Origin of the sequence: uncultured Winogradskyella sp., from assembly GCF_937958655.1 — a bacterium.
In the GTDB taxonomy this organism is placed as follows: Bacteria; Bacteroidota; Bacteroidia; order Flavobacteriales; family Flavobacteriaceae; genus Winogradskyella.
Window position 1 is genome coordinate 1 of record NZ_CALGNH010000003.1, and the last position, 20,334, is coordinate 20,334.

A 20,334-nucleotide genomic window follows, 5' to 3' on the forward strand; every position below is an offset into this window, starting at 1 on the left:
GTGTTTTACTAAGTATATTTCAAAGTATTTTATTTCAAATGCTTAAAGAAGATGTGAAACTACGGGATAGAAGAAATTAAAACATTGTTGAGGTGTAAAAAAATACGTATTTTTGCGCCCTTAAATTAAGAGAAGAATGAATATTACAAAGGAGCAAATCGATGAGCTTAATGCGATTATTAAGGTAGACATCGCTAAAGATGATTATCAAGATAAAGTGCAGTCTATTTTAAAGGATTACCGTAAAACGGCAAATATCCCAGGTTTTAGAAAAGGACACGTGCCTATGGGACTTGTTCAAAAGCAATACGGAATGGCAGTTCGTGTAGATGAAGTGAATAAATTGCTTCAAGATGCACTAGGTAAATTTCTTTCTGAAGAAAAAATAGATGTACTTGGGAATCCACTTCCTAAAAATCAGGAAGATTTTGATTGGGATTTAGATGATTATAGTTTTGAATTTGAATTAGGAATGGCTCCTAAATTTGATATAGATCTTAAACCTAAGAAAGCAATTGTAGGATATGAGATTTATGCAGATGATAAAATGATCGAAAATCAACTTACTACAATTCAAAAGCAATATGGTAAGTTAATCTCTCAAACTGAAGTGGCAAAAGATAGCGAAGTTACGGGTGCTTTTGTAAATGAAGAATTAGAGCTTGATAATACTGCTACTTTTGAAATTGCTCAACTAAAAGGAAAGAAAAATACAGATGCTTTTCTTGGGGCAAAAGTAGGTGATGTGATCACTGTGAAAACAAAAAGTCTTTTCAGTGAAGCACATAGCTATCAAAATGCACTAAAGAAAACTGAAGAAGAAGCAAAAGAACTAAATGCAGAAGTTGCTTTTACAATTTCAGAAGTAAATTCAAGAGAGCTTGCAGAATTTGATCAAGATTTATTTGATAAGCTATATGGGAAAGATGCTGTAAAAACAGTAACTGAGCTTAAAGAAAAAATGAAGGAAGATGCAGCTAAGCAATTCCAGCAGCAAAGCGATCAGCAGTTAATGAATGATGTGACTGATCACCTTATAGCAGAAACAAAATTTGATTTACCAGCAGATTTTCTTCAAAAATGGATCCAATCTACAGGAGAAAACCCAATGACTATAGAAGAAGCTATAGAAGAATATAACCGTTCTGAAAAAGGACTACGTTATCAACTTATAGAAGGAAAACTTATTCAAGAAAATAACTTGCAAGTAACCTTTGAAGAGCTTAAAACATATGCAAAGGATATGATCAAAATGCAAATGATGCAATATGGTCAAATGAACCCTGAAGACAAAGAATTAGAAGACATTGCAGCACGTATTCTAGGGAATCAAGAAGAAGTAAAAAGACTTTCTGAACAGCTAATGAATCAAAAAATGTTAACTTTCTTTAAGGAAAATGTAAACCTTAAGACTAAGAAGGTAACTTTTGATGAATTTGTAAAGGAAGTATACAATTAGAATACTTGTCTATAAATAAGTATCTTTAAGGCGTTTTACTTTTAGGAGTAAAACGTTTTTTTGTAATATAAAAATCGTATTAATAATATATGGACTACGGAAAAGAGTTTAAAAATTTTGCAATTAAAGACCAAGGTATAAGTTCTACTTACTATGAAAAGATCGTAAGTAGTATGATGCCAGTAGGGCTTACTCCAAATATCATAGAAGAGCGTCAAATGAATATTGCTATATTTGATGTATTTTCTCGTTTAATGATGGATCGTATCATATTTTTAGGTACAGGAGTTAATGACCAAGTCGCAAATATCATTCAGGCACAACTACTATTTTTACAAAGTACAGACGCGTCAAAAGATATTCAGATTTATATTAATTCGCCAGGTGGTTCGGTATACGCAGGTTTAGGAATCTATGATACTATGCAGTTTGTAAAGCCAGATGTGGCAACAATTTGTACAGGTATAGCAGCATCTATGGCAGCGGTATTATTATGTGCTGGTGAAAAAGGAAAACGTTCGGCATTAAAGCACTCTCGTGTAATGATACACCAACCAATGAGTGGTACTCAAGGACAAGTATCAGATATGGAAATTGCTGTACGAGAAACAATAAAGGTAAAAGAAGAACTATACAATATCATTTCTAGCCACTCAGGTAAATCTTACGAACAAGTAGAGAAAGACTCAGATAGAGATTACTGGATGAAGTCTGATGAGGCATTAGCATATGGAATGATTGATGAAGTTTTAGAACGCAAGTAATAGTAGTTGCTTACGACTAAATAATGGTTGTTGTCATTGCGAGTTCTGTTGCGAGGAACGAAGCAAACTAGGACGTGGCAATCTCTTAATTAAGTGATACGTTTTTGATGAAAATGATAACAACTAATACTAGACTAAAATTGAAGATATTCCCATTTCCATGGGAACTTAACTATAGATATTTAAGATGGCAAAAGAAGAATTAGAATGCTCATTTTGTGGTAGGAAAAAGCCAGAAACCAATTTATTAATTGCTGGGTTAGATGCGCATATTTGTGATCGCTGTATTGAACAGGCGCATGGTATCGTCATTGAAGAATCCAAGCAAACGGGTAATACAGAGTTGAGTGCTGAGTTAATGCTAAGGAAGCCAAAAGAGATTAAAGCTTTCTTAGATGAATATATCATAGGACAAGAATATACTAAGCGTGTCATGTCTGTTGCCGTATATAATCACTACAAGCGTTTATTACAACCTCCTTCTGATGATGATATTGAAATACAGAAAAGTAATATCATTATGGTGGGACAAACAGGTACTGGTAAAACATTAATGGCAAAAACAGTTGCCAGAATGTTGAATGTACCTCTTGCTATTGTTGATGCAACGGTTTTAACCGAAGCTGGCTATGTTGGTGAAGATGTAGAGAGTATTTTAACACGTTTATTACAAGCTGCAGATTATAATCTAGAAAAAGCACAACGTGGTATCGTATTCATTGATGAGATTGATAAGATTGCACGTAAGAGTGATAACCCATCAATTACAAGAGATGTTTCAGGTGAAGGAGTTCAGCAAGCTTTATTAAAATTATTAGAGGGAACTGTAGTTAATGTGCCGCCTAAAGGAGGGCGTAAACATCCAGATCAAAAGTTTATTGAAGTAAATACGGAGCATATTTTATTTATTGCTGGTGGAGCTTTTGATGGTATTGAGCGCGTTATTACTAAACGTCTTAACATGCAAGCCATTGGTTATAGTTCTATAAAAGATGATAATGTTGATGATGATAATATTTTACAGTATATCATTCCAAAGGATTTAAAGGACTTTGGATTAATTCCTGAAATTATCGGACGACTGCCGGTATTAACTCATATGGATCCTTTAGATGCGAATACATTAAGAGCAATTTTAACTGAGCCTAAGAATGCCATTATAAAGCAATACAAAAAGTTATTTGCTATGGATGAAGTCGAGTTTAGTATTACGGAAGGGGCCTTAAACTATATTGTGGAAAAAGCTATAGAATATAAATTGGGTGCACGAGGCTTGCGTTCTTTGTGTGAAGAGATATTAACCGAAGCCATGTTTGATTTACCTGGTTCGGGAGAGACTAAACTTAATGTGACTAAAGCTTATGCCGAAGACAGGTTGTCTAAATCTACATTAAAGAAACTGAAAGCTGTGTCATAGCTCATGTAAAACTACATAAATTAAAACCCACAAGCTATACTAAAACTTGTGGGTTTTTTATAAGAACAAATCTAATATTCTAATTTATAATAATCTGAAAACTCTCTGTTGTACCGTTATGCGAGAGTATAAGGGTATAAGTTCCCGTTAAAAACCCAGACACATCAAAGGTAGTAGGGTTAAAGGCAGAAGTGGTATTATAAACCGAAATACCAGAACTGTTGAACAACTGAATGTTAAAGTTAAGGTTAGGGTCAATAGTGCCATGTGGTACAGACTTTATCTTTACCGTAAGATTATCACTTGTAGGTACGGGATAAACTTCATAATAGTCCGAGGACAATGTGCCAGGAGCACTACCACCACAATTTCCAGCACAAGAGTTTATGGTATAGGTGAGATTTTGCCAATCTGACCATCCACAAATGTTCCGTGTCCTTACCCTAAACTCAAAATCCTTATTACAGTTAGGGTATAGGATGACGTATCTGTCGTTAGAATTATCAAAATCTCTAGACCACGTTACATCTGTAGTGATCTTTTCCCACTCTATTTCTAAGACATCTTGGTTGCTCGGTGTAAAGTTAAGTTCTAGACCAATATCTGGGCAGTTGCCACCATTACCAGAACTGATATGGTTAATAGTATTAGGATCTATTTCTACAATTGAGCTCACTATTGGTGAACCAACATAGATATCTTTGGTAAACAACATATTGTTAACACCACATCGCTGACTGTCAATGATTAAACGTAAGGTCACTGGTCCACTGGCATTACCGTTTCTGGATAATGTAATACTATTGCTATTAGTACCAGAGGTAACATTGACCACACCAGTAGAGACCACATTCCAACTGTAGGTGTCTGCTCCTGCGGGAAATGAGAATGTAGGATTACCAAAACAAAAGGCATCTACACCAGTAATTTCTTCATTACCACAAGTAAAGGTACAATTAAAACTATCTTCGTCATTTGCAATAGTATTTAACTCTAAAGCTAGCCAATCACCGTTTCTAGTATTAAATGAAATATGCTGTTCATTGGCACCACTAGGATCAAATGATGTCGTATAATTATCAAAGGGAATAGCAAGACTTCCTGTTGGTGGGTCAGCCGAATTATATTTTTTTATATAATCTGGATTACCTAGGGTAGTAGTTCCTCCACCAACATCAAGTGCAGTTGGTGTTGGTATAAAATTAAAGCTATTGGCTGATCTACCAACAAGGTTTAAGTTATATAACCAATCATTAGTTTCGCTATCATTGATATCCGAAAGGTCAAAAGTTACATTAAAAGCTCCTCCAGGATAAGAATCAAGGGGTAATTGTACTGCGTTAGGATTATTGAATTCCTGATCAGTAATATTAATGGAATACGAAAGCGATGTAATAAGAAAATCAATTTTTTTGGTAATTCTAATACGACCTTTGTAAATATTGTTAGACTGGCCAACATTTGGTAATGTCTTGGCTTCAAACCTTGCGTTAAAGTTCGTACGACCTGGTAACAGACCAGCTAAATAAGCTGGATTTTCCAGAATTGCCGCCAGACCTATATAAACAATGCTCTCATACCCAAACAAGGTAGGGTAAAAATTTAAAAGGATATCTGCAAATATGGTCGGCTCCACATCTCCACTTAAGTACAATAATTCTTGTTGTGGACCAACTTCTTGAAAATTGGCACAGTGGCTCCCGTTGCTTATGGCAATGTTTCTAGTTTGTATTGGATAGCCTTTATTCTGTAGTTCCGTTTGCCAAGTCTCAAACTCAGAATTATCTAGGTTAAAATTACCGTTTATGTTGTTGGACAACAGCTGTCTTGTACCTGGGCTGTTAAATACGTTTTGCAAATCGCTTATGGTTATAGAACCACCGCCAGCGGCAGGTAACGGTAAATTGCCAAGAGGAGTACTCACAAATTGGTCTGCTAAGTGCCGTGCAAAGTATTGTATACCAAGAGGGATATTGGCACCTTGGTGCGGTGCGTCGTGGCTTATGTACAAGCTGGTATCGTGATCCAAACTAGGATTGTCCTCCATGTCTGCCAAGGCGTAACGAGCAATGACGCCTCCCATACTTTGACCCAAGACCACGTTTTGTATATTTGGGTCTGTTTTAGTGTCGTTTACCCACTCAATAATATCTTCCAACAACAAGGCATTGCGCCTGAGGTCGTCCCTGCCTTGGTCCCAGTTGACATAGATGATGTCGTAATCGTCGATTTCAGTTCTAAGATTTAGTGAAGCATTTCGAGCCTCTTGTCTAAAGCTTACTATAACATTTCCCCTAATGGATTTTCAGTGCCCAACAGCCCACTTTCAAAGCCTTCTGCCACAATAAGCGGTCTATCAATGGTGCCACAAAAGTTACCACCAGCATAAGCAATCTGTATCGTTGCTGAGTTGGCAATGCCTTGAAATTGCTGTGTGCCTTGAAACTCAATTTGATCAAAAGCTAAACTCTCTGGGTTGGCAGGATTGCAAGATTCTGTAGTTAAACGTTTAGTTGAAACGATCGGTGCGTTTTGGTTACCCACAATAAGTTTACTGTGGCTATAGAGTACCTGGTTATTGGTCAACGTCAGCTTATAGTCCCAATCGTAAGTGCCTTCATTGGTGTAACTTAGGTTAATGCTTTGGTCTAAGGTCAAGGTTTGGTAACCATTACCATCATTAAAATCTATGGCAATACTTTGTACTTGGGCATCTTGGTTGGTGTACCATAGGTTAGTAGGTAGTTTTACGATCATATTTTTGTAGTTATAACTTAGTATGGGCGCAGTCATCATAAACACATCGTCGGTTTCATAAGGGTCTTGCCATACGCCATTGTCGTACTTATCGTAAAGTTTGTCGTTGTTAATGGTAATATCGTCTGGGTAGGCATCTTCTCGCAAGCGAGAATACTTGTAATACAAACCAGAAATGGCTATGGTATAAGGTAAACGCTCTGCTTGCCAGTTGGCCTCAAATACATTAGGATCTATGAGATCGGTAACATTGGTTTGGGTACGAGCCATAAGTAATGTGTTGTAACCAGAGGTATAGATACCCTTATGGACGTAGTTGGTATCACTGGCCACGCCATTATAAGAGCGTATGTCCACAAATTCCATGGCATAGTCGAGTAAAAGGTGGTGCGGTACTTTGGTAAGGTCTACACCTGCAAAGACGTCGTTGATGGTGTTTTTATAGTCGTGGGAAACGGTTTGGGCCTGGGTTGTAGTGCAAACAAAAAACAGCACAATAATCAAAGCCCTTAAGTATTGGGTAATCTTAATTTTCATAAATTAGTGAATTGAATAGTTAAACTTAGTTTTATAGGTTTAATTTTAGGCCTGATGTGTTGCAGCACATCGGGCCTTGTATTTAATTACTGGGTAAACTGCATGTCAAAACGTCCTTCCCTGATTTGTCTTAGGTCTCCATTTTGGTCGATAACATCAAAAAAGAACGTACCAGAGACTGTTTGGTTGTTCAAGTCTAGGTGTGTTATGGTTAATTGACCCGAATTTTCATGATCAGTATCAAAGATATCTCCATTATATAAGTACTTGCCAGAAGCACCACCAATGGTAAATTCGGAAACTAAAGTATATGTCTCATCTTCTTCAAGAGTCTTAGCATTTGTAGAGAGAGACCAATTAAATTAAAGTTTTCATCTCTTTTTGATGCTTGAAGAGTAAAATATCTTTCACCATTTATGAGTTGGTAAACACAATCCAAAGGGTTAGTGCCACCACCTGGTAAAAAGGGCTCACCGTCCAATAACGCACCAAAGGTATTAGCACCAGTCTGAGTAGCAAGTGGCAGTTGGTCTATTGGGTTGGTTAGGCCAGCATCGTCGTCGTTGTTGCAAGATGTAAGAGTTAAAAGGCAGAGAAGTAAAATTGTAAAGATTCCTCGAGAAGCTCGGAATGACAGTATAGCTTTCATAATATATTTATTTGGGTTAGAAATAATATAATGGTTTTTAGTGAGTTTTGTTTACGGTTTTACCATAAATAATGTTAAGCTTTTATTAAGCATACATTATTTTGTTTGTGGCAAAGTTATAGGAAGTAATCACACGCTACTATACGTATAAGTACGTATTTGCATAAGTTTAACAGTCTAGGTTTACATTACACTTATGGTTTAGTGCACCGCAATTTCAGGACTAGACAAGTGATAAAAAGAAACCACAATCTTAGATTGTGGTTTTTTGTTAGTTAGGATTATTAATTAAATATTGCTTGCAATATTTTATAAACTGTAATAAATAGCACATTTATTTACAGCTAATATAGAAGCAATTTTAAACCTGAGTTCTTATGAGTTTAATTTTTGGTTAAAGGTGATTGTATTCTCGTTTAACGAAATGTATAGGTTGTTTTTTTCGTTAAAGTGTAAGCCTTCTACTTCTTGGTTAACGTACCGTTGGTCGATAGTTTTAAATCTTCCTTATATGCCAAATTTAATTTTGTATCAGTAGATTTAAAAGATACTACTGCATCTTCATAACCATTTTTTATGGTTTTTATTTTGTACTGCTCAAAAGGTCTAATTTTAAATCTGTATGTAGCGTCTTTACCAGTAGTTTGACGCTCTATTTCATTACCCTTATTATCATAAAGTACTACCGTAATGTTAGGTAAGGTGTTATCTTCTTTATCAAAAATGATACCTTCTAAATCTTGGTAAATTGCTCTGGCATTAAATTTATACATATTAAAGCGCATTCCATCATTACCTTCGTTAGAAGAGAATACACCTTTATCGTTATCTAAAAGCGTAAATGCTACCTCATCTCTAATAGAATTTATTTTAATTCCTAAGTTACGCGGCTCAGAGTAATCTAATTCTCCATAAATGTTGGTAATGAAAATATCGAAACCACCTTGACTAGAGTGACCTTTAGAAGAGAAAAATAATTCTCCACCGTCTTTAGAGGTGTGTGGATATTTTTCATCGAGCTCAGTATTAATTGTAGGTCCCAAATTTATGGGTGTACCCAAAGTTCCGTTTTTGCTCAATGGTGCTTTGTATAGGTCAAAACCACCAAGTCCTCCTTCCATATTAGAAGAAAAAAACAAAAATTTACCATCGGTTGATACGTGAGGATTTTCTATAGAATGCGCTTCACTATTAAAGATTGCTGGTGTATGATCTTTCCAATTTCCGTAAGAATCTTTTTCTAACTGTGCAGAGTATAATTGGTAATTAGCAGCATTTTTGCGCTTACTTCTTGTGTAAAAAATAGTGTGCTCATCTGGTGTAAATGAAACTTGTCCTTCGCTACCTCTGGTATTTAAAATTCTACTAAATAATATAGGAGTTGAAAAATCAGAATTAGATTTTACAATATCAGAGCAAAACAAATTGGTATATGGTAAACCTGTAGTTTCATCCGTTCCGTTACCAATAGCGCCAATTTTTTTAGAAGAAACAATGACTAACTTATCTCTAAAAACAGCAGCTGGGATCTCAGAATATTCAGAATTTATTTTGGTTACATTAACATCAAAAAGATAACCACTGTTATTATAAGTTGCTATTTTTTTAGTTTTTGCAGTACCATCTATAGTACTAAATGGCAAGTACACACCAACTAGTACTACTGTTAACAATAGTTGTATTGTAGATTTCATAAAGAGGGTAAAAATGGATTAAAATACCGAAATTACTAAAAATCTTAATTACTCTTAAATTAAAGTAGTCTTTTTTAGATAAACAGACTATTTATCTGATGATTAATAGTTTTTTACAATAATTAACGATTAACTTAATAGCTATTAAGTTTAAGTAATGCATCTATATAATCTCTGGTGTTTGATAGTCGAGGTACCTTGTGTTGGCCTCCTAATTTGTCATTTTCCTTAAGCCAATCATAGAACAAATTTTTTCTACCACAATGAATTTTAGGCTTATTAAGCGTCATATTATTATAACGCTTAGCCTCGTAATCGGAGTTTAGAGCCTTAAGTGCGTTATCAAATAGTTCTTCAAAATAAGACATATTTTCTGGTGGCTTTTTAAATTCAATAATCCACTCGTGTGCACCTTTTTCTTTGCCACTCATAAAAATTGGTGCAGCTGTGTAATCTACAATTTCGGCAGCTGTTCTTTTACAGACTTTTTTTAAAGCATCTTCGGCATTTTCTATAATCAGTTCTTCACCAAAAGCATTAATATGGTGTTTAGTTCTGCCCGAAACTTTTATTCGATGCGGTTTTAGACTTACAAATCGTATGGTGTCACCTATTTTGTAACGCCAAAGTCCGGCATTGGTGGTTATAACTACAGCATAGTTTTTGTTAAGCTCTACATCACTTAAAGAAACGACGTTTTGGTCTTTAGTGCCATAGGTGTCCATAGGAATAAATTCATAGAAAATACCATAGTCTAGCATCAATAATAAATCACCAGAATAATTTTGATCTTGTATGGCAAAAAAACCTTCAGAGGCATTATAGATTTCGTAATACTTAAAGTCTTTTTTTGGTAAAATAGCTCTGTATTGTTCAATGTAAGGGTTAAAGCTTACACCTCCATGAAAATAGACTTCAAGGTTAGGCCATACGTCTAATAAATTAGATTTTCCTGTGGTTTCTAAAACATTGTTGAGTAAAACGAGCATCCAAGAGGGTACACCAGCTAAACTGGTTACGTTTTCGTTAATAGTCTCGTCAACAATAGCTTGCATTTTAGTTTCCCATTCGCTCATAAGAGAAACTTTACTACTTGGTGTACTACTAAATTCTGCCCAAAATGGCATATTATCTATAAGTATTGCACTAAGGTCTCCAAAAACAGTACCGTTTTCTTTGTAAAGTTCTTTACTGCCTCCTAAACGCAAACTTTTGCCAGTAAATAATTGTGCATTTTCATTATTATTAAGGTACATGCAGAGCAAATCTTTGCTGGCTGCATAGTGGCAATCTTCAAGAGAATCTGTGCTTACAGGTATAAATTTGCTCTTTGCATTGGTAGTTCCGCTAGATTTTGCAAACCATTTTATAGGCCTTGGCCAAAAGATATTTTGCTCGCCATTTCTAGAGCGCTCAATCAGAGGTTGAATAACTTCATAATTAACGATAGGAACACGTTCACTAAACGCTTTATAGCTTTTAATAGATGCAAAATCATACTGTTTACCGATCTCTGTATCTTTTGCAAATTTTAATAAGCTAAATAGTAATTCGTTTTGTACTTCGTTAGGGTATTTTAAAAACAATTCAATCTGATGAAATCGTTTTTTTAAAAACCACGAAGCAATGGAATTAACAATAGGAATTGGCATGGATTTCTTTTCTTTTGGCTAATTTAGCATTGCTAAAAATACTAAATTTCTTTTATGGTTTACACTGGTGTACTTACTAAAATGCAGACCGAGTTTTTAGAACCGATCCAATACTATTTAATTTTTGAAAATGATTTTATTCACATGAATCAACTATTAAATAAGTTCATTACTATAAAACTTGCAGGGCACGAGTGTTTAAGCTGTAAGTTAGATCGGCCTATATACAGACAAGGATTTTGTAAAAGTTGTTTTTTTGATAAACCTCTTGCAGGTGATTGGATAATGCGACCAGAATTAAGTACTGCGCATTTAGACAAAGAAGATAGAGACTTAGCTTACGAAAAAAAGGTGCAGCTACAACCACATATTGTATATTTAGCAAACTCTAGTAACGTAAAAGTTGGTGTAACTCGAAAAAGCCAGGTGCCCACGCGTTGGATAGACCAAGGAGCGCACGAAGCTATAGAAATAGTTGAAGTGCCTAATCGCTATTTGGCAGGCATTACAGAGGTTGCTTTAAAAGAACATGTTGCCGATAAAACAAACTGGAGGAAAATGTTGAAAAATGAAATTGAAGATGTTAATCTAACCGAATGGAGAACAACCTTAAAGCCATTTATACCCAAGGAGGTTGAGGCTTATTTTATCGAAAGCAACTCAGAAACCCATTTAAAATTTCCGGTGCATCAATATCCTGAAAAGCCAAATAGTCTTAACCTAAAAAAGCAGTTAGACTATTCTGGAAAATTAGTAGGTCTAAAAGGTCAATATCTCATATTTGAAGACAACACAGTGTTTAATATCCGCGCTAACGAAGGGCTTGTAGTAGAGCTAAGTCTTTAAATAAAATAGAGTTTAAAAACGTTAATTAAACCAATAAGAAATAACAAACTGCCTGTAACCTTATTGAGTATGAGGTTAATGTTTTTAAATCTGTGTTTTATCAATAAACAAAACTTACTGTAGAGGTATAGTGTAATTAATTTCCCAGCATAAACTCCAACAAAAAATAGAAAAAGATTAAGTAAAGGGGATTGAAGCGTTAACATAATAGTGTTAGTGTTAATCACCCCAAATATAACTAGCCAATAAATTAACACAGGTGGGTTTAGTACTCCTAAGAAAAAGCCAGTTGCATATTTAGATTGTAATAACGTTTTGGTGTTATTTGAGGGTTTAGATTTGTCTTTGTTAGATTTAAAGAATAAAAACCCGCCAACTCCTAGCAGTATTATGGCAATTAAAACTTGTAACCATTGGTTAGATTTAAAAAAATCCTTAACCACCATATTACAATGTAATGCGTAATAAGATAATATAACTTCGGCAATACCTGCCGTTACAGCTATCTTTAGTGCTTGGTTGGCATTTTCTCTTAATGTTGTATTAATAACAGCAATATTTGAAGCGCCAAGCGGTAATGCTCCTATAATGCATGCTATAAGTCCAATAAAAAAGTAAAGCAAAATCATGTGTCTTTTGTAGGCAATAGATTAAGAAACTTACAGAAAAGAGCATAAAAAAAAGAGTAACAAATTGTTACTCTTTTGAAACTTTAAATTATATAAAATGATATTTATACCTCTTCTTGGTCTCTTAAATTCTGAATGTATTGCGCTTTTTGAATTTCTCTTCTACGCTTTACAGAAGGCTTAGTGAAATAACGAGATTCTCTTAAGTTTTGCATTATTTGCACGTTTCTGTGCTTACGCTTATAACGCTTAAGAGCTCTTTCAATGTTTTCTCCTTCTTTGATTTCGATTTTAATCATCTTATAAATATATTGTTATAATGTCTTATTTCCTTCAAATGGTCGGCAAATATATGCTAACTATTTGAAAATAAAAAATTATTATCCTAAATAAGTTTTAAGAATTTTACTCTTACTGGCATGTCTTAAGCGCCTAATTCCTTTTTCTCTAATTTGGCGAACGCGTTCTCTTGTTAAATCGTAGATACTACCTATTTCCTCTAAGGTCATTGGTGGCTGATCTCCGATGCCAAAATTTAAACGAATAACATCACTTTCTTTTTGGGTTAATGTGTCTAGAGCACGCTCAATTTCTACATTTAAGGACGCTTTCATTAAGTCTTTGTCTGGTCTAGGCGATTCGCTCTCGCTCACAACATCGTAAAGACTAAATGTTTCACCTTCTTTTAGTGGTGCATCCATAGATAAATGACGACCAGAATTTTTCATGGATTGCTTTACCTCTCGTACACTAATATCTAACTCGCGTGCAATTTCTGTTGCATTTGGCGGTCTTTGGTGTATTTGCTCTAAATGAGAAAAGGTTTTGTTTATTTTGTTTATGGTACCAATTTTATTCAGTGGCAGTCTTACAATACGCGATTGTTCTGCTAAGGCTTGTAAAATAGCTTGTCTTATCCACCATACGGCATAAGATATAAACTTAAAACCTCTAGTTTCATCAAAACGTTTCGCCGCTTTTACTAAGCCTGCATTACCTTCATTAATTAAATCTGGTAATTTTAAGCCTTGGTTTTGGTACTGTTTAGCTACGGATACTACAAATCTTAAATTAGCTGTAGTTAATTTATCAAGCGCTACTTGATCACCTTTTTTTATGCGTTGAGCTAATTCCACTTCCTCTTCAGCAGTGATCAGTGGTATTTTACTAATGTCTTGTAGGTATTTGTCTAGGGATTTGTCTTCTCTGTTAGTTACCTGTTTGGTAATCTTAAGTTGCCTCATGAACTATTTTAGAATTTGTGAACCTACATTATAACGGAATAATTAAGAATTCCAAAAAAATAAACAAGTATTAACAAAAATTGGGAAAATTATGTGGTTTTAACGTAAAAATCACTGGTTTTTGGTAGAATCTTGTGGTTTATTATTCTTGTTTTTTCCGAAAATCCCTCCCAAAACAGAATTAACACCTTCCTTAATTTTATCTTTTGGGTTTTTATTTGTGCTGTCTGTTTGTGTGGTATTAGGATTTTCACCTAATACTCCGTCTAGTAAATCATTAAGTTGATCTGCACCTTGCTCTAATAGTTTTTGTTTTTGTAGTTCTAAGAGTTGCTTGGTTAAATTAGCCACTCCACTTGTTAAGTCTGTTGAAATATTTGGGCTAGAAAAATTACCACTTATATTGGCTGTAACTGGTATGCTAATCTTATCCACCTCACTATCATTAATCTTACCAATTAAACGATTAACTTCTCCGCCTAAATACTTGGCAGGTACTTGCATTACAACATTGTATTGTAAAGTATTTGCGAAGGTGTGAGCACCAGAAACTTCAATAGGAATATCCTTGTAATTGATGGTGAAGGGTTTTACCTGTACTGTACCATTTTTAAAACTGAGGCGTGTGTTTATGTTTTGTTTTAATTTTTCAAGATCTATAAAATTAAGTTGCTTATCTAACCCTCCAATTAGAGGGCTTTTGCTTGTATCAATATTAGATGTTAAGATTTCTGCAAGCGCTTTGCCTGAAATAGTACTTAAGTCTGGTGCAAAATTTTCGTCTAAAAATCCGCTGATGTCAATAGTAGAGTTTAGCTTTCCTTGTATCACTTTAGCAATTGGAGCTAAAACCTTTAGCATATCTAAATCTTTAAAAGACTGCGAAATATCAAATTGTTGCATGGCCAATTTCATATCAAATTTTGGTTTTGCATCTTTGGTAGAAACGTTGCCAGTAATTCCTAACTGACCATTAAATATATCCGTGGTCATATTGCTAAGGTTGGCATTTTGGTCTTTAATACGCAATTGTCCTTTTACATTCTTTAAATTGAGATTATCGTAGATTACGGTATTAGCGTTTGCCGTAATGGTGCAGTCTAAAAAGTCTGGAATTTTTAAAGACTCTTTCTTAGATGTGGTTTTGTTAGATTTGAGAGTAGCTGTTTCATCTTCTACCATAAAATCTGAAATAGCAAACGTATTACTATCAACGTTAAAATTTCCTTGTAGCTTTTTATCACTTAACAAAAAACCTAATAAATTATTGATAGTGCCAGTAGCGGAAAAATCGCTTTTTCCGGTAAGTGCATCAAAACTATTAAGGCTAACAGTGCCAGGTTTAAAGTTTAAATTGGCTGTGTTAATTTGTATGGGGTTAACGATATCTTCAGAAGAAAATATAAAATCTGAAATGGATACACTGCCTTTGTTCTTAATACGCTGGTAGGCATTGGTTTCAATAGCATTCATATCAAAGGATGTATTGAGTTTCCCTTTTAAAATACCGCTGAGTTGATTGTCTAATTCAACAGGATATGCTTTTGTAATATTTGCCAAATTTAACACGCCGTCTAAATTTGCATCAACTAGCATATTACTCGTTAGGTTTTTTATATGTGCTTCTGACTTAAAAACGTCTCGATCAATTTTAAAATCGAGTTGGTTGAGGTCAATGTACGTGTCGTCTGCATTACCAGTGGTATTTTTAATAGATGCATTAATAATTATATTTTCAACGCTTTTTGGTAAATCAGGATATTTAAAAGAGGCGTTGTTAGATTGCATATTTATATCTAAAGTTGGTATGGTTTCTTCTGATATTAGCCCTTTTATGGTGCCTGCAACGGTAAAGTTTCCTTTTGTATTTACGTTTCCAATATTTTTTACATATTCTTTAGGTATAACAGCAAGGAAATTTTTAAAGGACGATTCTGGGTTTTTAAAACTAATGTCAAGGTGTTGCCCATCTTCACCCATTTGTACATAACCTTTAAATTCTAAGGGTAAAGCGTTTATAAAGCCTTTGTTATCTTTAAAGGTGTACTTTTCATCTTCTAAATTAAGGTCAATTAGAGCATTGAGTTTAATTCTATTGTTATTGAGGTAATTAGTACTGTCAATAGCCATGCTAACTTTTGCCTCTGTTTTTGTGTCTAATTCAGAAACGTCTCCAGAAAATATGCCGTTACCGGAGTGGTTTATTTCGGTGAGATAAAATTCGGTATTGGCAATTTCGTCAATGTAGGTAAAGGCACTGTTGTTAATTTCGTAATGTTCAATATCAAAACTAAAAGGTGTAGCGTTTGTATCTTCTATGTGAGAATTAATATTTTCTTCTTCTTTAATTATGTCATAATTAGTTGTTCCATTTTTATTGGTTTTTATTGTTAAAAGCAACTCATCTGCTATAATTTCCTTAACCGTTAATGGTGCTTCCGTTCCTTTTAAAAGTTGCCCAATAGGCATCTCAAAGGCTAGAGACTTAGCGGTTGCTAAAGTTTCGCCAGCAAAGGGAGCTCTATTTGTAATTTTTAAGGTTTCTATATTGATTTCCGCTTTAGGGAAACTACTAATTAGGCTTAAGCTAATGTCATTAAAACTTAAATCAGCATTAAGGTTTTTATCTGCATAATTTTGCACTATGGTATCGATTTTAGATTCTAAAACAAATGGAATTGCAACGAGTATTGCAACAAAAATGAGTAAGATGATTCCAATAATTTTGAAAGTTTTCTTCATAGTATGGTATAATGCTTTTAGCTATAGTTACGTAAAATTTCTTAAAAAAACTTGCTTCACTAACAAAGTTTAAGAAGATTTTAATGTTTCATTTGTTCTTATAACAAATTTATTTCCTCATTTACTTTAAGTTTAAATCGTCTTCTAAATAAGTAAACACCAAGGTAAAGAAAAGGTGTGTCAAAAAAGGCTACCAATATTTTAAATAAAAAACCACTTATAACTAGACCTTTAAAACTAGACCATGGCAAGACTTCAAAATAACAAAGTAGACTAATAATTGATAAGGTATCTATAAATTGCGATAGCCAAGTAGAGAAGTTATTTCTTAACCACAGATGTTTTCCTTGCGTTAAATTTTTCCAGAAATGATAAATTCTAATGTCAATAAACTGTGCAAATAAATATGCAAACATGCTAGAGCTTACCGCTATAATAGTTTTGCTAAAAACAAATTTAAAAGTAGTATCGTCTAATGGCGAATTATCTAAAGCAGGTGCTGCATCTGCAACTAAAATAATACCGACAGAAAATAATGACGCAATAATACCAGCCACTACAATATCGTTAGCGCGTTTTTTACCATAAATTTCACTAATTAAATCTGTAATTAAAAAGGTGATAGGGTAAGGTAATATGCCTACAGAAATTTCAAAAAGAGGACTTCCAAAAATCTCTATCTGTAGCGGATACCAATAAAAAAACTTCTGAAAGATTAAATTTGAAACAACAAGAGCGGTAAGAAAAAGGGCACCTAATAACAGATAAATGCGTTGCGCTAAAAGTTTGTCTTTAGTGGACATTAAAATTGGTTAATAAATTGTTGAGGTAAAGATAATCTATTAATAATTGTTTTGTTTAATTTGCTTATTACATGATACCAACTAAAACTGTTTACATAGCATTAGGGAGTAACAAAGGCAACAAATTGCAAAATATGCAGACTGCTATAAATGCTATTTTTAAAACCGTTGGTGCTGTGCATAAAATTTCTAAAGTATATAAAACACCAGCTTTGGGTTTTGAGGGTGACGATTTTTATAACGCCTGTATAAAAATAGAAACCGAACTTAAGCCTAGAGCTATTTTAAAGGAGCTTAAGTGTATAGAAAAAGAATTAGGACGTTCTGTAAAAACAACCGAGGGTTATGAGTCTCGCGAAATGGATTTAGATATCCTTTTTTATAGTGACGACAGTGTTGAAGAAGAGACATTGGTAATTCCGCATAGGCAATTGCATAAGCGCAGGTTTGTTTTGCAACCTTTACAAGATATTGCAAAAGACTTTAGACATTGTAGATTAGGCAAAACTATTTCTGAGTTATTAGATATCTGTGAGGACGATTCTGAAATTACACCAATTAATATTTGGTTAAAAAACCCAAGAAAGGATTATGGTTTTAGCAACAATAATTTTATTGCTATTGAAGGAAATATTGGTGCAGGTAAAACGAGCTTATCAAAAAAAATTGCTAAAGATTTTAATGCTAAACTTATACTAGAACGTTTTGCGGATAATCCGTTTTTACCAAAATTTTACGAGCATCCAGAGCGGTACGCCTTTACCTTAGAGATGTCTTTTTTAGCGGATCGTTACCAACAAATTAGTGACGATTTATCGCAATTAGATTTGTTTAAGGATTTTATGGTAAGTGATTATGATGTGCATAAGTCCTTGGTTTTCTCCAAGGTTACTTTAGCAGAGGACGAGTTTAGGTTGTATCGGAAGCTATTTTACCAGGTATATAAAGATATTGCTAGGCCAGATTTGTACGTTTATCTCTACCAAAATACAGCGCAACTGCAAGCAAATATTAAGAAACGTGGTCGTAAATACGAATCTGACATAAAGGATGAGTATTTAGAAAAAATCAATTCAGGCTATCTCGAATTTTTAAAATCCCAAACCGATTTAAATATTAAAATAATTGATATTTCAGATAAAGATTTTTTAAAAAATAGAGCAGATTATTTATGGTTACTTAATGAGATTAATGATGGAATATAAAGTTGTTGAGTGCAAAGAGATAAAAATTGTAGGTGTGAGCGCGCCCGCTAGTTTTATAACGAATAAAGACGTTACGCCTCAATTGGCAAAGCAATTTATGCCAAGGTTAAATGCGGTTAGCGCTAAAAAGGATAATTACCGCATATCACTTCAAAACTACAATGGTTTTAATCTTAAGACATTTAATCCCAATACAATTTTTGAAAAATGGATAGGTGTAGAGGTTAGTGATTTTGTGGATGTGCCAAAAGAAATGCAGAGCTTAACGATTTCTAGTGGTAACTATTTGGTGATTGATTTTAAAGGTTCTATTCCAGAATTTATGCAGTTCTGGCAGCATATTCATTTAAAATGGTTACCCAAATCGGAATTTGAGTTAGACAGCAGACCACATTTTGAACGTTTGCCACAAAGTTATAGTCCAATGAACTCGGTTAATGAAGAAGAGATTTGGATTCCTGTAAAATGACAATTTTTTGTCATTTTACAGGAAGTTAAATCTCAAATTAACTTTATCTGAGATTTCTCATTATGCTCAAAATGACAGTATGCTAAAAAACTTTATAGAGATTAGTCACAATCCTACCTTTATTATTGTCTAAAACTATCTCATTTAGAAACTCGGTTGATTTCACTTTAAAATTAAAAGGCTCAGCTAACAGATCAACTCCACTATTTTGTTTTAATCGAATACCTTGACTTGCAATTTTATCTTTGTTTGGTTCAAAATTTCCAGAAGGAATATGTTCGGTAATAATAATGTACTTGTAATGAGAAAGTTTATCAACAATGCGTTTAATCTCCTTATTAGATAAATGCTGAAGGACTTGCCTTAGAATAATACCATCTGCATGTGGTAGCCCATCTTTAGAAATATCTAAACAGTGAAACTCTAGATTATCTGCTTTAAATAATTTTTTATTTCTATCGATTAAAGTTTCAACAATATCAATAGCTACATATTTTGAAGTATATGGCACGAGTTGCTTACCAATATTAAAATCTCCACAACCTAAATCGCAAACCTTAAGTTTGCTTTTATGAGATTTTAAAAAATCAGAAACGGTTTTTATATAAAACTTCACGGTGTTATGCTCGTGTGAACCAAAACCAGAATAGAAATCAGAGTCTTTTCCGCCCCAAAGATGTTGCTCGTAAATCTGTTGCATTACGGCTTTGGTTGGCCAAGGTTGCTTTTGTTTCATTTTTTCTGTGTTTGTCATTCCTGTAAAGGTTAAGTAATTCGAGGATAAAATTAATGACAAGAAAAGTTTAATCTTTCTAACTTCTAACTTCTAACTTCTAACTTCTAACTTCTAACTTCGAAAACACATCCCAAATTACAACACCTGCACTAACAGAAATATTCAAAGAATGTTTAGTCCCAAATTGCGGAATTTCAATCACCACATCACTGTTAGACACTACGGCTTGTTGTACACCTTTAACTTCATTGCCAAAAACAAAAGCATATTTGGTTTTAGGCTGAGGTTTAAAATCATTTAGCATTGTTGCGTTTTCGGCTTGTTCAATAGAACAAATATTTACACCTTCAGCTTTTAATTTTTTAATGACATCTTGCGTATGTTCGTGGTATTCCCAATCCACAGTTTCTGTGCTTCCTAAGGCCGTTTTTCTTATGTCATTATGTGGTGGTTGAGCGGTAATACCACAGAGGTAAATCTTTTCTATTAAAAATGCATCACTAGTTCTAAATACAGAGCCAATATTGTTGAGACTTCTAATATTGTCAAGAATTATGATGATGGGTGATTTTTCAGCGTGTTTAAATTCTGAAATTTCTAAGCGGTCTAGTTCTTCGTTTTTTAGTTTTCTCATAATCTAATATGCTATTGCGAGCTTTGCGAAGCAATCTATCACTTGTAATGAGATTAATTCGTCCTGCGTCCTCGCAATGACAATATGTTACCAATTT

19 protein-coding genes are annotated in these 20,334 nt (G+C 34.0%); 6 read left to right on the forward strand and 13 right to left on the reverse strand.

Going from position 1 to position 20,334, the window contains the following annotated elements; genetic code table 11:
* The first annotated feature begins 136 nt into the window (after nt 1-136).
* From tig to clpX, 3 genes are all read left to right on the forward strand, one after another.
* Nucleotides 137-1,459 (forward strand): trigger factor, encoded by a 1,323-nt coding sequence (gene tig, locus Q0800_RS00710; protein ID WP_299126754.1) that lies wholly within the window; start codon nt 137-139, stop codon nt 1,457-1,459.
* A gap of 89 nt (nt 1,460-1,548) precedes the next feature.
* Nucleotides 1,549-2,223 carry an ATP-dependent Clp protease proteolytic subunit gene (locus tag Q0800_RS00715; protein WP_299126755.1) on the forward strand — a complete coding sequence of 225 codons (675 nt, stop codon included), beginning with the start codon at nt 1,549-1,551 and terminating at the stop codon, nt 2,221-2,223.
* A gap of 187 nt (nt 2,224-2,410) precedes the next feature.
* Entirely contained in the window at nt 2,411-3,640 is a 1,230-nt protein-coding gene (gene clpX, locus Q0800_RS00720) for an ATP-dependent Clp protease ATP-binding subunit ClpX (protein WP_299126756.1), read from the forward strand.
* Between the two features lie 79 nt (nt 3,641-3,719).
* Here the strand turns inward: clpX and Q0800_RS00725 are convergent, their stop codons facing one another.
* The 6 genes from Q0800_RS00725 to Q0800_RS00745 all read right to left on the reverse strand — a co-directional run bounded on the left by Q0800_RS00725 (nt 3,720) and on the right by Q0800_RS00745 (nt 10,929).
* Entirely contained in the window at nt 3,720-5,798 is a 2,079-nt protein-coding gene (locus Q0800_RS00725) for a T9SS type A sorting domain-containing protein (protein WP_299126757.1), read from the reverse strand.
* Nucleotides 5,799-5,920: 122 nt separating this feature from the next.
* Nucleotides 5,921-6,934: a hypothetical protein gene (locus Q0800_RS00730; protein ID WP_299126758.1), complete on the reverse strand. Its 1,014-nt coding sequence runs from the start codon at nt 6,932-6,934 to the stop codon at nt 5,921-5,923.
* An 86-nt stretch (nt 6,935-7,020) separates the two neighbouring features.
* Nucleotides 7,021-7,221, reverse strand: a complete 201-nt coding sequence (locus Q0800_RS14140) for a DUF6252 family protein (protein WP_366518820.1) — start codon at nt 7,219-7,221, stop codon at nt 7,021-7,023.
* 14 nt (nt 7,222-7,235) lie between these two features.
* Nucleotides 7,236-7,583, reverse strand: a complete 348-nt coding sequence (locus Q0800_RS00735; protein ID WP_299126760.1) for a hypothetical protein — start codon at nt 7,581-7,583, stop codon at nt 7,236-7,238.
* A gap of 461 nt (nt 7,584-8,044) precedes the next feature.
* Nucleotides 8,045-9,277, reverse strand: coding sequence for a hypothetical protein (locus Q0800_RS00740; RefSeq protein WP_299126761.1), 1,233 nt, complete (start codon nt 9,275-9,277; stop codon nt 8,045-8,047).
* A gap of 134 nt (nt 9,278-9,411) precedes the next feature.
* Nucleotides 9,412-10,929, reverse strand: a complete 1,518-nt coding sequence (locus tag Q0800_RS00745) for a GH3 auxin-responsive promoter family protein (protein ID WP_299126762.1) — start codon at nt 10,927-10,929, stop codon at nt 9,412-9,414.
* A gap of 54 nt (nt 10,930-10,983) precedes the next feature.
* Here Q0800_RS00745 and Q0800_RS00750 point away from each other — a divergent pair, with 54 nt between their 5' ends.
* Entirely contained in the window at nt 10,984-11,775 is a 792-nt protein-coding gene (locus Q0800_RS00750) for a DUF2797 domain-containing protein (protein WP_299126763.1), read from the forward strand.
* Here Q0800_RS00750 and Q0800_RS00755 read toward each other — a convergent pair.
* The 5 genes from Q0800_RS00755 to Q0800_RS00775 form a co-directional block, all read right to left on the reverse strand.
* Nucleotides 11,772-12,404 carry a LysE family transporter gene (locus Q0800_RS00755; protein ID WP_299126764.1) on the reverse strand — a complete coding sequence of 211 codons (633 nt, stop codon included), beginning with the start codon at nt 12,402-12,404 and terminating at the stop codon, nt 11,772-11,774. The two genes, Q0800_RS00750 and Q0800_RS00755, sit on opposite strands and share 4 nt — an antisense overlap.
* A gap of 104 nt (nt 12,405-12,508) precedes the next feature.
* Nucleotides 12,509-12,703: a 30S ribosomal protein S21 gene (rpsU, locus tag Q0800_RS00760; RefSeq protein WP_299126765.1), complete on the reverse strand. Its 195-nt coding sequence runs from the start codon at nt 12,701-12,703 to the stop codon at nt 12,509-12,511.
* Between the two features lie 81 nt (nt 12,704-12,784).
* The gene (locus tag Q0800_RS00765) at nt 12,785-13,648 is read right to left on the reverse strand and encodes an RNA polymerase sigma factor RpoD/SigA (protein WP_299126766.1); all 864 of its coding nucleotides are present in this window, start codon (nt 13,646-13,648) and stop codon (nt 12,785-12,787) included.
* Between the two features lie 111 nt (nt 13,649-13,759).
* Nucleotides 13,760-16,390 carry an AsmA family protein gene (locus Q0800_RS00770; RefSeq protein WP_299126767.1) on the reverse strand — a complete coding sequence of 877 codons (2,631 nt, stop codon included), beginning with the start codon at nt 16,388-16,390 and terminating at the stop codon, nt 13,760-13,762.
* A 98-nt stretch (nt 16,391-16,488) separates the two neighbouring features.
* Entirely contained in the window at nt 16,489-17,193 is a 705-nt protein-coding gene (locus Q0800_RS00775) for a queuosine precursor transporter (protein ID WP_299126768.1), read from the reverse strand.
* A gap of 71 nt (nt 17,194-17,264) precedes the next feature.
* On the opposite strand from Q0800_RS00775, the gene folK reads away from it, so the two are divergent.
* Both folK and Q0800_RS00785 read left to right on the forward strand, forming a co-directional pair.
* Nucleotides 17,265-18,398 carry a 2-amino-4-hydroxy-6-hydroxymethyldihydropteridine diphosphokinase gene (gene folK / locus Q0800_RS00780; protein WP_299126769.1) on the forward strand — a complete coding sequence of 378 codons (1,134 nt, stop codon included), beginning with the start codon at nt 17,265-17,267 and terminating at the stop codon, nt 18,396-18,398.
* Nucleotides 18,385-18,867 (forward strand): GyrI-like domain-containing protein, encoded by a 483-nt coding sequence (locus Q0800_RS00785; protein WP_299126770.1) that lies wholly within the window; start codon nt 18,385-18,387, stop codon nt 18,865-18,867. The genes folK and Q0800_RS00785 overlap by 14 nt, the downstream gene beginning before the upstream one ends.
* 82 nt (nt 18,868-18,949) lie before the next feature.
* Here the strand turns inward: Q0800_RS00785 and Q0800_RS00790 are convergent, their stop codons facing one another.
* Together Q0800_RS00790 and Q0800_RS00795 are read right to left on the reverse strand one after the other, a co-directional pair.
* Entirely contained in the window at nt 18,950-19,621 is a 672-nt protein-coding gene (locus tag Q0800_RS00790; RefSeq protein ID WP_299126771.1) for a methyltransferase domain-containing protein, read from the reverse strand.
* 79 nt (nt 19,622-19,700) lie between these two features.
* Nucleotides 19,701-20,237, reverse strand: coding sequence for an RNA methyltransferase (locus Q0800_RS00795; RefSeq protein ID WP_299126773.1), 537 nt, complete (start codon nt 20,235-20,237; stop codon nt 19,701-19,703).
* Nucleotides 20,238-20,334: the final 97 nt, after the last annotated feature.